At 61.0% G+C, this 14962-nt stretch carries 14 protein-coding genes and 1 pseudogene; 14 read left to right on the plus strand and 1 reads right to left on the minus strand.

From position 1 onward, the window contains the following. From LU684_RS13545 to LU684_RS13580, 8 genes and pseudogenes are all read left to right on the plus strand, one after another. Positions 1-135: pseudogene (locus LU684_RS13545) on the plus strand (hypothetical protein); the annotation flags it as partial. Between the two features lie 75 nt (positions 136-210). Next, on the plus strand, positions 211-1032 hold the full coding sequence (locus LU684_RS13550; protein WP_023048067.1) for a substrate-binding periplasmic protein: 822 nt from the start codon (positions 211-213) through the stop codon (positions 1030-1032). Between the two features lie 9 nt (positions 1033-1041). Continuing rightward, positions 1042-1395 carry a DUF4398 domain-containing protein gene (locus LU684_RS13555; protein WP_016488287.1) on the plus strand — a complete coding sequence of 118 codons (354 nt, stop codon included), beginning with the start codon at positions 1042-1044 and terminating at the stop codon, positions 1393-1395. After that, positions 1392-2204 carry an OmpA family protein gene (locus LU684_RS13560; protein WP_016488286.1) on the plus strand — a complete coding sequence of 271 codons (813 nt, stop codon included), beginning with the start codon at positions 1392-1394 and terminating at the stop codon, positions 2202-2204. Before LU684_RS13555 ends, LU684_RS13560 begins: the two co-directional genes overlap by 4 nt. Positions 2205-2543: 339 nt before the next feature. Next, a complete protein-coding gene (locus tag LU684_RS13565; RefSeq protein ID WP_016488285.1) occupies positions 2544-3986 on the plus strand; it encodes an aminotransferase-like domain-containing protein in 1443 nt (480 codons plus the stop codon). A gap of 64 nt (positions 3987-4050) precedes the next feature. After that, entirely contained in the window at positions 4051-4530 is a 480-nt protein-coding gene (locus LU684_RS13570) for a hypothetical protein (protein WP_095115700.1), read from the plus strand. 129 nt (positions 4531-4659) lie between these two features. Further along, complete coding sequence (locus LU684_RS13575; protein ID WP_009684718.1) at positions 4660-4914, plus strand: YkgJ family cysteine cluster protein; 255 nt, start codon at positions 4660-4662, stop codon at positions 4912-4914. A gap of 33 nt (positions 4915-4947) precedes the next feature. Continuing rightward, positions 4948-5553 (plus strand): START domain-containing protein, encoded by a 606-nt coding sequence (locus LU684_RS13580; RefSeq protein WP_031312010.1) that lies wholly within the window; start codon positions 4948-4950, stop codon positions 5551-5553. Positions 5554-5656: 103 nt separating this feature from the next. Here LU684_RS13580 and gltA read toward each other — a convergent pair whose 3' ends face one another. Then, positions 5657-6946 (minus strand): citrate synthase, encoded by a 1290-nt coding sequence (gene gltA / locus LU684_RS13585; RefSeq protein ID WP_016488282.1) that lies wholly within the window; start codon positions 6944-6946, stop codon positions 5657-5659. Positions 6947-7298: 352 nt separating this feature from the next. Between gltA and sdhC the strand changes: the two genes are divergently transcribed. The 6 genes from sdhC (at position 7299) to odhB (ending at position 14918) form a co-directional block, all read left to right on the plus strand. Then, complete coding sequence (sdhC, locus tag LU684_RS13590; protein WP_008091902.1) at positions 7299-7685, plus strand: succinate dehydrogenase, cytochrome b556 subunit; 387 nt, start codon at positions 7299-7301, stop codon at positions 7683-7685. Further along, a complete protein-coding gene (gene sdhD / locus LU684_RS13595; protein WP_003254214.1) occupies positions 7679-8047 on the plus strand; it encodes a succinate dehydrogenase, hydrophobic membrane anchor protein in 369 nt (122 codons plus the stop codon). The genes sdhC and sdhD overlap by 7 nt, the downstream gene beginning before the upstream one ends. 3 nt (positions 8048-8050) lie before the next feature. Beyond that, positions 8051-9823 (plus strand): succinate dehydrogenase flavoprotein subunit, encoded by a 1773-nt coding sequence (gene sdhA, locus LU684_RS13600; protein WP_016488281.1) that lies wholly within the window; start codon positions 8051-8053, stop codon positions 9821-9823. An 11-nt stretch (positions 9824-9834) separates the two neighbouring features. Next, a complete protein-coding gene (locus LU684_RS13605; RefSeq protein WP_008091906.1) occupies positions 9835-10539 on the plus strand; it encodes a succinate dehydrogenase iron-sulfur subunit in 705 nt (234 codons plus the stop codon). Positions 10540-10784: 245 nt separating this feature from the next. Then, complete coding sequence (locus tag LU684_RS13610; protein ID WP_016488280.1) at positions 10785-13616, plus strand: 2-oxoglutarate dehydrogenase E1 component; 2832 nt, start codon at positions 10785-10787, stop codon at positions 13614-13616. 42 nt (positions 13617-13658) lie between these two features. Continuing rightward, entirely contained in the window at positions 13659-14918 is a 1260-nt protein-coding gene (gene odhB / locus LU684_RS13615) for a 2-oxoglutarate dehydrogenase complex dihydrolipoyllysine-residue succinyltransferase (RefSeq protein ID WP_232894733.1), read from the plus strand. Positions 14919-14962: the final 44 nt, after the last annotated feature.

The following is a 14962-nucleotide window of genomic DNA, read 5'->3' on the forward strand; positions in this document are numbered from 1 at the left end:
CTGGCCGGCATGAAAGACTCCAAAGTGATCGTTGCGATCAACAAGGACGAAGAAGCGCCGATCTTCCAGGTGGCCGATTACGGCTTGGTCGCTGACTTGTTCGAAGCGGTTCCGGAGCTGGAAAAGCTGGTCTGATCCGCCTGCTTCACTTATAAAGAACCCGGCCCTCGCATTGAGGGTCGGGTTTTTTTATGGGTTGAGGAGTGAGGGATGACGTTGCGCGGAACGGGCAGGGCGCTGGTATGCATGGCGGCGTTGGCGTCGCCGCTGGCCATGGCAGCAGGCAAGTGTGAGCGCCTGGTGGCAACCGGCAGCCCCGATGCGCCGCCCTACTCTTGGCAGGACCCGAAAGACCCGAAACATTTGATCGGTGCCAACGTGGACCTGTTGCGCCAGGTGGCTGGCGAGCTGGGCGTGAAGGTGGAGGTGCTGAATGCCGGCCGTCGCGACCAGGCCCTGGAAGAGGTGCGCAGCGGGCGTATGGACCTGCTGCTCGATACACCCATGCAGGTCGAACAGCTCACCGCGCTGGACTACATCCACCCACCCCTTCAGCTCAACGAATACCTGGTGTGGACACGCCATGACGCCGAGTTGACGTTCGATGGCCCGGCGGACCTGGCCAAATACCAGGGCAGCTTGTCCGAACGCGCGCGCCTGACCCCGGCCTTTACCGCGTTTGCCAAGGCCCAGCTGAAGCTGGTGCCGGCGCAGAACCTGACCCAGGCATTCCAGAAGCTGGTGCTTGGCCAAGTGGATTATGTGCTCGCCGGCCGCTATTCGGGCATGGCCATGGCCCAGAGCCTGGGCATGAACAATGACCTGATCGCCCGCGGCCTGCCGGTGGACCGGCCAGGTCTGTATTTGGCCCTTTCCCACAACTCGGCATGCAATGACAGCTGGTTGCGTGGGCAATTGGCAAAAAAACTGACAGAATTGCCGATCTCCGGTGCGTCCGAGGCCGTCCTGCAACGAAATGTCGAGCGCTGGAAAGCGCAATTGCAGGTGCCGGCGGACGCCCCCAAACACTAGGAAGATTGCGTGAGAACCCAACCACTAATCCTTGCCTTGGCCGTGCTCGGCCTGGCTGGCTGCGCCAATGATCCGGCCCCTGACGAGCAGATGCGCATTTCCGAACAGGCACTGGAGCAGGCCAGGGCCGTAGGTGCCACCGAGCAGGTCGAGACGCTGAAGATGGCTGAAGACAAGCTGGCCCGGGCCAAGACCAACATGCTGACCGAAGATTACCGCGATGCGCGCATGCGCGCCGAGCAGGCCGAACTGGATGCTCGCCTGGCCGAGGCCCAGGTGCTGAACCAGAAGAGCGAAGAGCAGTTGCAGCTGCTGCAGTCGCGGGTCAAGCGCTTGCGCAAGCAGCTGGAGGTGCAGCCATGATCCGCCGTACGCCATTGGCCGCGTTGGCGTTGCTGGCGCTGGCAGCAGCCTTGCAAGGTTGCGCCAGCCAACGCAGCTCTGCAGCGCTGGAGGAAGCCAGTGCCACTTTCGCCAAGGTCAAGGATGATTCCGATGTGCTGCGCAGTGCGCCGCGTGACGTGATCCGCGCGGGCGAGTCGCTGGCCCGTGCCGAGCGCCTGTCCAGCTACATCGGCACCGGTTCCGATGTGCGTCATTACGCTTACCTGAGCCAGCGTTACAGCGAGATTGCCAGTGAGCATGCCAAGCTGGCGCTGAACCAGGAGCGCCAGGCCAAGCTTGACCTCGAGCGTCAGCGCCTGCAGCTGGCTTTGCGCGAGGCCAAGCTGGCCAGCGTGCAGCAGCAGGGCAAGTGGGTCGAGTCGCAGATCGCGGCGCTGGCTTCGGAGCAAGCCGACCGTGGCCTGGTGATGACCCTGGGTGACGTGCTGTTCGATACTGGGCGTGCCGACCTGAAAAACTCGGCCAGCCGTACCGTACTCAAACTGGTGCAGTTCCTTCAGCTGAACCCGCGACGGGTGGTGCGTATCGAGGGTTATACCGACAGCACTGGCGCCGCCGAGGACAACCTGAACCTGTCCCGCGACCGGGCGCAGGCCGTGGCCGACATGCTGGTGGACCTTGGCATCGACGAAAAGCGCCTGCAGGTCGAGGGCTATGGCGACCAGTACCCGATCGAGGCCAATGCCTCTGAGCGGGGCAGGGCGCAGAACCGCCGGGTGGAGATCGTCTTCTCCGACGACAAAGGCAAGCTCGCGCCGGCGCGCTGAGTTACAGCTCCCACTGGGAATGCGTGTCAGGCGTCATTGTGGGAGCGGGCTTGTCCCGCGAAGGGGGCCGCGCGGTGCATGGCACCGGCTTTTCCGGTGTTCGCGGGGCAAGCCCGCTCCCACAAGGTCCCTGCCAGATCAAAAGCCATGTTTTTGTTGAAAGGAGGCTGGATTGCCGGGGGGCCGCCAGGCAGCCCCGCTTTTTGTCGGCTTAGTCGTTTCGATAGCTGTCACGCTGTTGTATTGTCGACTATGTTGCATTCTGTCCCAGTACACTTTGCAACTGTTACGGTATCCTCTACCGTCACTGAGCCGCACAAGAACAACGAGCCTGCCGCCATGACCAACCTGCTGCTGTACCAGCGTATCGCCCAGCAACTGGCCGATGACATCCGTCGCGGTGTCTACCAGCCAGGCGAGCGTGTACCCTCCGTGCGCAAGATGAGTGCCCAGCTCAATGTCAGCCATGCCACGGTGCTGCAGGCTTATGCCAACCTCGAAGACCAAGGGCTTATCCGCGCGCGGCCGCAGTCGGGCTACTACGTGCACCAGACGCCGGCCCTGACTGCGCAAACGCCGGACATTGCCCGGGTGGAGCGCCCCGGTCTGGTCACCCGCGCCAGCATCATCCAGCAAGTGCTGACCGAGGCGCGCCGTGATGGCGTGTTCCCGTTTGGTGCTGCGGTGCCGCATGTCGACTACCTGCCGGTCCGTGCCCTGCATCAGCAAATTGCCAAGGTCACCCGCTTTCACAGCCCGCGCGCGTTCAGCTACATGTTCAGCCCCGGCTTTGAGCCGTTGCGCCGGCAGATCGCCATTCGCATGCGCGATGCTGGCGTGCTGGTCGACCCCCGTGAAGTGATCGTGACCCATGGCTGCGTCGATGCCCTGCAAATGTCATTGCGCGTGCTGACCCGCCCGGGCGATCTGATTGCGGCCGAGTCGCCGACGTATTACGGCTTGCTGCAACTGGCCGACCTGCTGGGCCTGAAAGTGATCGAAATCCCCAGTGACCCGTCCACCGGCATCAGCCTTGAAGCCTTGCAACTGGCGGCCAACCAGTGGTCGATCAAGGCCCTGGTGCTGACCGCCCGCCTGAGCAACCCGTTGGGCGGCACTGTTCCTGAAGAGCGGCAGAAGCAGTTGCTGCGCCTGGCGTCGGACTTCGACATCCAGATCGTCGAGGACGACATCTATGGCGAGTTGATGTTCGAGCAAGGCAAGACCAAGGCGCTGAAGGCATTCGACCGGCTGGACCGGGTGATCTACTGTTCAAGTTTCTCCAAAACCTTGTCCCCTGGTGTGCGCGTTGGCTGGATGATCGCCGGGCGCTATCAGGACGAGATACAGCGCCTGCAGACCTTCACCACTCATTCGGCCTGCAGCGTGACGCAGATGGGCGTGGCGGCCTACCTGGAAAATGGCGGCTACGACCGGCACCTGCGTTACATACGCCAGGAGTATCGCAAGAACCTCAGCGCCTACCAGTTGGCGGTGCAGCAGCACTTCCCGGAGGGTACCCAGATGACTCGGCCGACGGGCGGTTTCATCCTCTGGATAAGCTTGCCCGGGCGGGTCAATACCCAGGAACTGCATGTGCGGGCGCTGGAGCAGGGCATCAGCATTGCGCCGGGGTTAATATTCAGTAACACAGAACAGTTCAATCACTGCATTCGCCTTAATTGCGGCATCCCGTGGAACAAGGAGGCCGAGCGGGCAGTGATGACGCTGGGTTTGCTGGCTCAGCAGTTGTGCAGAGAGCCTGCGCTCACACTTTTGTAAGGCTTGCCAGGCGCTTGTGGAACATGGAGCATACGCACCTTTCTTGCCAATCTGTCCATTTGCCATGAATGCTTTGCGCCGTTTTGCCCTGATCTTGTGTCTTGCACCGCTCTGCTACCCGGGCGGTCCAACCTTGGCTGCGCAGCCGGCGCAACAGGCGCAGGCAGCCCAGAGCAAGCCCGTGCAAAAAAAAGTGGCAGCCAAGCCCGCGCCGAAGCAGGTGGTGAAAAAAACCGGCAACAGCAAGACCAAGGCGCACAAACCCGTCAGTAAAGCGGTTGCCAAACCACTGCCCAAGGCAAAGCTGGACCTCAGCCTGCCAGTCGATATGGTCAATACCCTTGAGCCGGATGTGGGTACCCCGTCGCCCATCCAGCGGCGCAAACCTTTGCTGCCGCCGATGTTCACCGAAAAGCCCGAAACCAATGACAGCCCGTTCCAGCTCAATGGCCGGCTTATCAATAACGAAATGCAGCTGCAGTTGCGTAATGACAGCCGTCATGACGTGGAGGGGGCGGCGATCGATTTCGAGTATCGGCAGTAGCCGGGAACTGACTGCCGGGTCACGGCAGATTTCATCGTGCCAGCAATTTCAAACGCCTGTTTGAGCGGTTACTATCCAGGGACGTTCGTCCCGTTTTGTTCCAGGGAGTCCTGATTTTGGTGAATAGCCATGAACTGCCGTGAAGGCTGTGGTGCTTGCTGCATCGCCCCGTCCATCACGTCTGCGATGCCGCGCATGCCCAATGGCAAGCCGGCTGGTGAGCGCTGCCTGCACCTGACGGCTGCCAACCTGTGCGACCTGTTCGGCAAGCCCGAGCGGCCGGCGGTATGTGGCGGCTTCAAGGCAGATGTCGAGGTGTGCGGCAGTGACCGTGATGAGGCAATCAGGATTCTTGGCTGGTGGGAGCAGATGACGGCGGCGTGACAGGCTGGATCTTCGACAACAAGGATAAACATGATGAGATCGTTCAAGCGAATTGCACTGCTGTGTGGCGTGGGTGTTCTGCTGTCGCCTGCGGCCTGGGCCGAAAACTGGCAGGTGGCCAAGGACGAGGAGGGCATCAAGGTATCCCTCAGTGAAGTGGCCGGGTCCAAGTACAAGGCTTATCAGGGCGTCACCGTAATCAAGGCGCCGCTGGCCAAGGTGCAGGCGTTGCAGGAAGACGTGGCCGGGGCCTGCGCATGGATTCATGAGTGCAAGTCGCAGAAGCTGCTCAAGCACGAAGGTGATCAGAGCTGGACCTACACCCAGTTCAATACCCCTTGGCCGGTAACGCCGCGAGATTCGATTCTGCACGTGACCACTGTCAAGGGAGCGGACGGCAGCCTGGTGCGTAACCTGAAGGAAGAGCCGACCTATCTGCCGGAAGAGAAGGGCTATGTGCGGGTGGCCAAGGTTGAGGGCTTCTGGAAGCTGGTACCCAAGGGCGACAGCACGGAAGTGACCTACCAGGTGCACACCGAGCCGGGGGGTAGCGTGCCGGCGATGGTGGCCAACAAGTTCGTGGTGGACGCGCCGTTCAATACCCTGAAAGGGCTGCGGGAGCGGGCTGAGAAAAACTGAGGTTTAACGCAAGGCCGCTCCCGCAAGGGTCGAACTGCGGCCACCAGGACCTGGAAGAAAAAAGGCTGCCCGAGGGCAGCCTTTTGCGTTCGGCTAGAAAAGCTTACTTGCGGTCTTTCAGTGCAGTGATATCGCGTTTTTGCTCGCCGGTGTACAGCTGGCGCGGACGGCCGATCTTGTACGGGCTGGAGAGCATTTCTTTCCAGTGCGAGATCCAGCCGACAGTACGTGCCAGGGCGAAGATCACGGTGAACATGCTGGTCGGAATGCCGATCGCCTTGAGGATGATCCCCGAGTAGAAGTCGACGTTCGGGTACAGCGAGCGCTCGATGAAGTACGGATCGGTCAGGGCGATCTCTTCGAGGCGCATGGCCAGTTCCAGCTGCGGGTCGTTCTTGATGCCCAGCTCGCGCAGGACTTCGTCGCAGGTCTGCTTCATGACGGTAGCACGCGGGTCGCGGTTCTTGTACACGCGGTGACCGAAGCCCATCAGCTTGAACGGGTCGTTCTTGTCCTTGGCCTTGGCGATGAAGGTGTCGATGTTCGAGACATCGCCGATTTCATCGAGCATGGTCAGTACGGCTTCGTTCGCACCGCCATGGGCCGGGCCCCACAGTGCGGCGATACCGGCGGCGATACAGGCGAACGGGTTGGCACCCGACGAGCCGGCCAGGCGAACGGTAGAGGTGGAGGCATTTTGCTCGTGGTCGGCATGGAGGATGAAGATCCGGTCCATTGCCTTGGCCAGCACCGGGCTGATCGGTTTGATCTCGCACGGGGTGTTGAACATCATGTGCAGGAAGTTTTCCGCGTACGACAGGTCGTTGCGCGGGTACATCATCGGCTGGCCCATGGAGTACTTGTAAACCATCGCGGCCAGGGTCGGCATCTTGGCGACCAGGCGCACCGCGGAAATTTCGCGGTGTTGCGGGTTATTGATGTCCAGGGAGTCGTGATAGAACGCCGACAGGGCGCCGACTACGCCACACATCACCGCCATCGGGTGAGCGTCGCGGCGGAAGCCGTTGAAGAAGGACTTCAGCTGCTCGTGAACCATGGTGTGGTTCTTGACGGTGCTGACGAACTGGGCCTTCTGCTCGGCATTCGGCAGTTCGCCGTTGAGCAGCAGGTAGCACGTTTCGAGGTAGTCGGACTGTTCGGCGAGTTGCTCGATCGGGTAGCCGCGGTGCAGCAGGATACCTTTGTCGCCGTCAATATAGGTGATCTTCGACTCGCACGAGGCGGTCGCCATGAAACCGGGGTCGAAGGTGAAGTGACCAGTGGCCCCTAACCCGCGGACGTCGATTACATCAGGACCAACGGTGCCGGTTAAAATGGGCAGCTCGACGGGGGCAGCGCCCTCGATGACCAACTGCGCTTTTTTGTCAGCCATGTGGCCTCCTATTAATGCTTGAAATCATCAGACAGACCCCCCACGCAGGGCCCGCACCACTATAGAGGGATAAATTCAGATGTCAATTTGCCTAAAGGCTTGTTGAATCAGGCATTCAAGCCTGATTTTTCCCGAAATTCTCGCCCATTTACGCCTTTTGTTCGTTAAAGGCAATGCGCTATTTGGGCTACCCCGTCACGTTGTCATAAGCAGCCTAACTGTCTATACTCGGCACCCGACCGCCAGGGGCTTGCAAGCCCGAACTGCTGGGGGTCGCCGTTCCCTGGGTGGTGGGTACCTGACCAGTACACTTACCAACAACTTTGCCCTGATTCGCTAGGGGCTCTTCAGTGTGAAAAAAGCCGTGAAAAGCCAACGACCTGTAAACCTAGACCTAAGGACCATCAAGCTCCCTGTCACTGCATACACGTCCATTCTGCACCGTATCTCCGGCGTCATCCTGTTCATCGGCCTTGCCATCATGCTTTATGCACTGGGCAAATCGTTGGGCTCCGAGGAAGGCTTCGGTGAGGTGAAGGCGTGTCTGACCAGCCCGCTGGCCAAATTCGTGACCTGGGGCCTGTTGTCCGCCCTGCTTTATCACCTCGTGGCAGGTGTACGCCACCTGATCATGGACATGGGCATCGGTGAGACGCTGGAAGGCGGCAAGCTGGGCTCGAAAATCGTGATTGTCATCTCCGTGGTGCTGATCGTTCTGGTGGGAGTTTGGGTATGGTAACCAATGTCACGAACCTGTCGCGTTCGGGCCTCTATGACTGGATGGCGCAACGCGTCTCCGCGGTCGTTCTCGCGGCTTACTTCCTCTTCCTGATCGGCTACGTGGTCGCCCACCCAGGCATCGACTACACCCAGTGGCATGGTCTGTTCTCCAACAACGCGATGCGGATCTTCAGTCTGCTGGCCCTCGTTGCCCTGGGCGCTCACGCCTGGGTCGGCATGTGGACCATTGCAACCGACTACCTGACGCCTATGTCGTTCGGCAAGTCGGCAACTGCGATTCGTTTCCTGTTCCAGGCGGTATGCGGCGTTGCGATGTTCGCTTACTTCGTCTGGGGTGTGCAGATTCTCTGGGGTATCTGATCCATGGCTAGCATTCCAACCATCTCATTCGACGCCATCATCATCGGTGGCGGCGGCGCCGGCATGCGTGCTGCGCTGCAACTGGCTCAAGGCGGCCACAAGACTGCCGTAGTCACCAAGGTCTTCCCGACCCGCTCGCACACTGTATCCGCCCAGGGCGGCATCACCTGCGCCATCGCTTCGGCTGACCCGAACGACGACTGGCGCTGGCACATGTACGATACCGTCAAAGGTTCCGACTACATCGGTGACCAGGACGCTATCGAATACATGTGTCAGGAAGGCCCGGCTGCGGTCTTCGAACTGGACCACATGGGCCTGCCGTTCTCGCGTACCGAAACCGGCCGTATCTACCAGCGTCCGTTCGGTGGCCAGTCCAAGGACTTCGGTAAAGGTGGCCAGGCCGCCCGTACTTGTGCCGCTTCCGACCGTACCGGTCACGCGCTGCTGCACACCCTGTACCAGGGCAACCTGAAAGCCGGTACCACCTTCCTCAACGAGTACTACGCCGTTGATCTGGTAAAGAACCAGGAAGGCGCTTTTGTCGGTGTGATCGCGATCTGCATCGAAACCGGCGAAACCATGTACATCAAGTCCAAGGCCACCGTTCTGGCCACTGGCGGTGCAGGCCGTATCTACGCCTCCACCACCAACGCCCTGATCAATACCGGTGACGGTATCGGTATGGCCCTGCGTGCCGGTGTACCGGTGCAGGACATCGAGATGTGGCAGTTCCACCCGACCGGCATCGCCGGCGCCGGTGTACTGGTCACCGAAGGCTGCCGCGGTGAGGGTGGCTACCTGATCAACGCCCACGGCGAGCGCTTCATGGAGCGTTACGCGCCGAACGCGAAAGACCTGGCCGGCCGCGACGTGGTTGCCCGTTCCATGGTCAAGGAAATCATCGCCGGCAACGGCGTGGGCCCGAACAAGGACCACGTACTGCTGAAGCTGGACCACTTGGGCGAGGAAGTGCTGCACAGCCGCCTGCCAGGTATCTGCGAGCTGTCCAAGACCTTCGCCCACGTCGACCCGGTCGTCGCGCCGGTGCCGGTCGTTCCGACCTGCCACTACATGATGGGTGGCGTTGCCACCAACATCCATGGCCAGGCCATCACCATGGACGAAGAAGGCAAGGATCACATCATCCCTGGCCTGTTCGCCGTAGGTGAAGTGGCGTGCGTATCGGTTCACGGTGCCAACCGCCTGGGCGGCAACTCGCTGCTCGACCTGGTGGTGTTCGGCCGTGCAGCCGGTCTGCACCTGGAGAAGGCGCTGAGCGATGGTATCGAGCACCTCGACGCCAGCGACACCGACATCGAAGTTGCCCTGAACCGCCTGAACAAGCTCAACGAGCGCTCCACTGGCGAAGACGTTGCCAGCCTCAAGCGCGAGCTGCAGAGCTGCATGCAGAACTACTTCGGTGTATTCCGTACTGGCGAATACATGCTGAAGGGTATCGAGCAGCTGGCCGGCCTGCGTGACCGCATCGCCAACGTCAAGATCAACGACAAGTCCCAGGCCTTCAACACCGCGCGTATCGAAGCGCTGGAGCTGCAGAACCTGCTGGAAGTCGCCGAAGCTACCGCCATCGCGGCCGAAGCCCGTAAAGAGTCCCGCGGCGCTCACGCCCGTGAAGACTTCGAAGACCGTGACGACGAAAACTGGCTGTGCCACACCCTGTACTACCCGGGTGAGAAGCGCGTTGCCAAGCGTGGCGTCAACTTTGCGCCGAAGACCGTACCGGCCTTCGAGCCAAAAATCCGGACTTACTAAGGGTGGCTGCTATGTTGAAAGTCGAAGTTTATCGTTACAACCCCGACACCGACTCGGCGCCCAAGATGGAGTCGTTCGACGTCGATACCGGTGGCAAGGACCTGATGGTTCTCGATGTATTGGCGCTGATCAAGGAAAAGGACGAGGGTTTCTCGTACCGTCGCTCCTGCCGTGAAGGCGTGTGCGGTTCCGATGGCATGAACATGAACGGCAAGAACGGCCTGGCCTGCATCACCCCGCTGTCGGGTGTGGTCAAAGGCAACAAGCTGGTTCTGCGCCCGCTGCCAGGCCTGCCGGTCATTCGTGACCTGGTGGTCGATATGAGCATCTTCTACAAGCAGTACGAGAAGGTGAAGCCATTCCTGCAGAACGACACGCCGGCCCCGGCCATCGAGCGCCTGCAGTCGCCTGAAGAGCGTGACAAGCTGGACGGTCTGTACGAGTGCATCCTGTGCGCTTGCTGCTCGACCTCCTGCCCGTCGTTCTGGTGGAACCCGGACAAGTTCCTGGGCCCCGCCGCACTGTTGCAGGCCTACCGCTTCCTGGCCGACAGCCGTGACACCAAGACTCAGGAGCGCCTGGCGTCCCTGGATGACCCGTTCAGCGTATTCCGCTGCCGCGGGATCATGAACTGCGTAAACGTTTGCCCGAAAGGTCTGAACCCGACCAAGGCAATCGGTCACGTACGTAACATGCTGCTGCAAAGCGGCACCTGATACAACCTGTTGTACCTGCAGTAAGCCGAGGTGCGGGTGTTGAGCCCGCACTGAGGTAAAACCCGAACAAGGGCCCACAAAGCCCGCGTTCATACCTATGAAGATATGAGACCAGCAGGGGCTTTCCGGGCTGGTACCCGGAAAATCAGCAGGATCCAAGTGGCGTGGTTCAGTCGCTTTATTCGGACTTTTCCAGGTTTGCTGTGGCTCTCGCCGATCAGTCCCCTAATCGAGGGTGACCAAGCATGCAAGAAAGCGTGATGCAGCGCATGTGGGATAGCGCCCACCTTTCAGGTGGTAACGCTGCATATGTGGAAGAGCTCTACGAACTCTACCTGCACGACCCTAACGCTGTGCCAGAAGAGTGGCGCACTTACTTCCAGAAGTTGCCAGCCGACGGCAGCACCGCTACTGATGTATCGCACTCGACAATCCGCGACCATTTCGTACTGCTGGCAAAGAACCAGCGCCGCGCCCAACCGGTATCCGCCGGGAGCGTGAGCAGTGAACACGAGAAGAAGCAGGTTGAAGTTCTGCGACTGATCCAGGCCTATCGTATGCGCGGCCATCAGGCTGCCAAGCTCGACCCGTTGGGGTTGTGGCAGCGCCCTGCGCCCGTAGACCTGTCGATCAATCACTACGGCTTGACCAATGCCGATCTTGATACGACCTTCCGTGCCGGCGACCTGTTCATCGGCAAAGAGGAGGCGAGCCTACGCGACATCTTCGATGCACTCCAGAAGACATATTGTCGCACCATTGGCGCCGAATTCACCCACATCGTCGATTCCGAGCAGCGCAGCTGGTTCCAGCAGCGCCTGGAAAGCGTACGCGGCCGTCCGGAGTTTTCCGCTGACGTGCAGGCGCACCTGCTGGAGCGCGTGACCGCCGGTGAGGGCCTGGAAAAGTACCTGGGTACCAAGTATCCGGGCACCAAGCGTTTCGGCCTTGAAGGTGGCGAGAGCCTGATCCCGATGCTGGATGAAATGATCCAGCGTTCCGGCTCGTACGGCACCAAGGAAGTCGTCATCGGCATGGCCCACCGTGGCCGTCTGAACGTGCTGGTGAACACCTTCGGCAAGAACCCGCGCGAGCTGTTCGACGAGTTCGAAGGCAAGAAGATGAACGAGCTGGGCTCCGGTGACGTGAAGTATCACCAGGGCTTCTCTTCGAACGTGATGACCACCGGTGGCGAAGTTCACCTGGCCATGGCGTTCAACCCGTCCCACCTGGAAATCGTTTCGCCTGTGGTCGAGGGTTCGGTGCGCGCCCGTCAGGACCGCCGCAACGATACCGCTGGCGACAAGGTGCTGCCGATCTCGATCCACGGCGACGCCGCATTCGCCGGCCAGGGCGTGGTCATGGAAACCTTCCAGATGTCGCAGACCCGCGGTTTCAAGACCGGCGGTACCGTGCACATCGTGATCAACAACCAGGTGGGTTTCACCATCAGCAACCCGCTGGACGCGCGCTCCACCGAGTACGCCACCGACGTTGCCAAGATGATCCAGGCGCCGATCCTGCACGTCAACGGCGATGACCCGGAAGCCGTGCTGTTCGTTACCCAGCTGGCCATCGACTACCGCATGCAGTTCAAGCGTGACGTAGTGATCGACCTGGTCTGCTACCGTCGTCGTGGCCACAACGAGGCTGACGAGCCGAACGGCACCCAGCCGCTGATGTACCAGCAGATCAGCAAGCAGCGCACTACCCGTGAGCTGTATGCCGAGGCGCTGATCCAGGCCGGTCGTATCGACGCCGAGCGTGCTCAGGCCAAGGTCGACGAGTACCGCAACGCGCTGGACAATGGCCTGCACGTGGTAAAAAGCCTGGTCAAGGAGCCGAACCGCGAGCTGTTCGTCGACTGGCGTCCGTACCTGGGTCACGCCTGGACCGCGCGTCACGACACCCGTTTCGACCTCAAGACCCTGCAGGACCTGTCGGCCAAGCTGCTCGAGCTGCCAGAAGGTTTCGTGGTCCAGCGTCAGGTGTCGAAGATCTACGAAGACCGTCAGAAGATGCAGGCCGGCGGCTTGCCGATCAACTGGGGTTATGCAGAGACCATGGCCTACGCCACCCTGCAGTTCGAAGGTCACCCGATCCGCATGACCGGCCAGGACATCGGCCGTGGCACCTTCTCGCACCGTCACGCGGTGCTGCACAACCAGAAGGACGCCAGCACCTACATTCCGCTGCAGAACCTGTTCCCGGGCCAGCCACGTTTCGACCTGTACGATTCGTTCCTGTCCGAGGAAGCGGTACTGGCCTTCGAATACGGCTACTCCACCACCACGCCAAACGCGCTGGTGATCTGGGAAGCCCAGTTCGGCGACTTCGCCAACGGTGCGCAAGTGGTGATCGACCAGTTCATCACCAGCGGTGAGCACAAGTGGGGCCGCCTGTGCGGTCTGACCATGCTGCTGCCACACGGTTACGAAGGGCAGGGCCCGGAGCACTCCTCCGCGCGTCTGGAGCGTTACCTGCAACTGTGCGCCGAGCACAACATCCAGGTCTGCGTACCCACTACCCCGGCACAGATCTACCACCTGCTGCGTCGCCAGGTCATCCGCCCGCTGCGCAAGCCGCTGGTGGTCCTGACGCCGAAGTCGCTGCTGCGCCACAAACTGGCCGTTTCGACGCTGGAAGACCTGGCAGAAGGCTCGTTCCAGACCGTGATCCCGGAAATCGACGCAATCGATCCGGCCAAGGTCGAGCGCCTGGTGCTGTGCAGCGGCAAGGTCTACTACGACCTGCTGGAAAAACGCCGTGCCGAAGGCCGCGAAGACATCGCCATCCTGCGTCTCGAGCAGCTGTACCCGTTCCCGGAGGACGACCTGGTCGAAATCCTGGCCCAATACAGCAACCTCAAGCACGCCGTATGGTGCCAGGAAGAGCCGATGAACCAGGGCGCCTGGTACAGCAGTCAGCACCACATGCGCCGTATCCTGGGCCGCCACAACAAGGCTCTGACCCTGGAATATGCCGGTCGCGACGCTTCTGCCGCACCCGCCTGTGGTTACGCTTCGAAGCACGCCGAACAGCAGGAAAAACTGCTGCAAGACGCCTTCACTGTCTAACGCCTTCGCGCACCTGAAACCGAATTTAAGGAAACACAGATAATGGCTATCGAGATCAAAGCCCCAACCTTCCCGGAATCGGTTGCCGATGGCACCGTTGCCACCTGGCACAAGAAGCCGGGCGAAGCCGTCAAGCGTGACGAGCTGATCGTCGACATCGAGACCGACAAGGTTGTCCTGGAAGTACTGGCGACTGCCGATGGCGTGCTGGGCGACATCGTCAAGGGTGAGGGCGACACTGTCCTGTCCGACGAATTGCTGGGTTCGATCGTTGAAGGCGGTGCTGCCGCTGCTCCTGCCGCAGCAGCCGCGCCTGCTGCAGCTCCGGCTGCTCCTGCCGCAGCAGCCGCGCCTGCTGCAGCTCCGGCTGCTGCCGCTGACGCTGGCGAGGATGACCCGGTTGCTGCACCGGCCGCGCGTAAGCTGGCTGAAGAAAACGGCATCGACCTGGCCTCTGTTGCCGGTACCGGTAAAGGCGGTCGTATCACCAAGGAAGACGTGGTTGCTGCTGTTGCCAACAAGAAGTCGGCCCCTGCCGCTGCCCCGGCTGCCAAGCCTGCTGCTGCCGCTGCTGCCCCGGTTGTCGTCGCTGCTGGCGACCGCACCGAGAAGCGCGTGCCGATGACCCGTCTGCGTGCCAAGATCGCCGAGCGTCTGGTCGAAGCCCAGTCCAACATGGCGATGCTGACCACCTTCAACGAAGTGGACATGACCGAAGTCATGGCCCTGCGTTCGAAGTACAAGGACCTGTTCGAGAAGACCCACAACGGCGTGCGCCTGGGCTTCATGTCGTTCTTCGTCAAGGCAGCTACCGAAGCGCTGAAACGCTTCCCGGCTGTCAACGCCTCGATCGACGGCAACGACATCGTCTACCACGGCTTCGCCGACGTCGGGGTTGCCGTGTCCAGCGACCGTGGCCTGGTGGTACCGGTGCTGCGTAACGCCGAGTCGATGAGCCTGGCTGAAATCGAGAACGGCATCGCCACCTTCGGCAAGAAGGCCCGTGACGGCAAACTGTCCATCGAAGAGATGACCGGTGGCACCTTCACCATCACCAACGGTGGTACCTTCGGTTCGATGATGTCGACCCCGATCGTCAACCCGCCGCAGGCCGCCATCCTGGGCATGCACAACATTATCCAGCGCCCGATGGCCATCAATGGCCAGGTCGTGATTCGCCCGATGATGTACCTGGCGCTGTCGTACGATCACCGCCTGATCGACGGCAAGGAAGCGGTAACCTTCCTGGTCACTATCAAGAACCTGCTGGAAGATCCGTCCCGCCTGCTGCTGGACATCTAATCGCGCAGCTGTAAGCTGCAAGCCGCAAGCTTCAAGCCGAAGCC

It is taken from the genome of Pseudomonas sp. NMI542_15, assembly GCF_021283425.1.
In the GTDB taxonomy this organism is placed as follows: domain Bacteria; phylum Pseudomonadota; class Gammaproteobacteria; order Pseudomonadales; family Pseudomonadaceae; genus Aquipseudomonas; species Aquipseudomonas fortuita.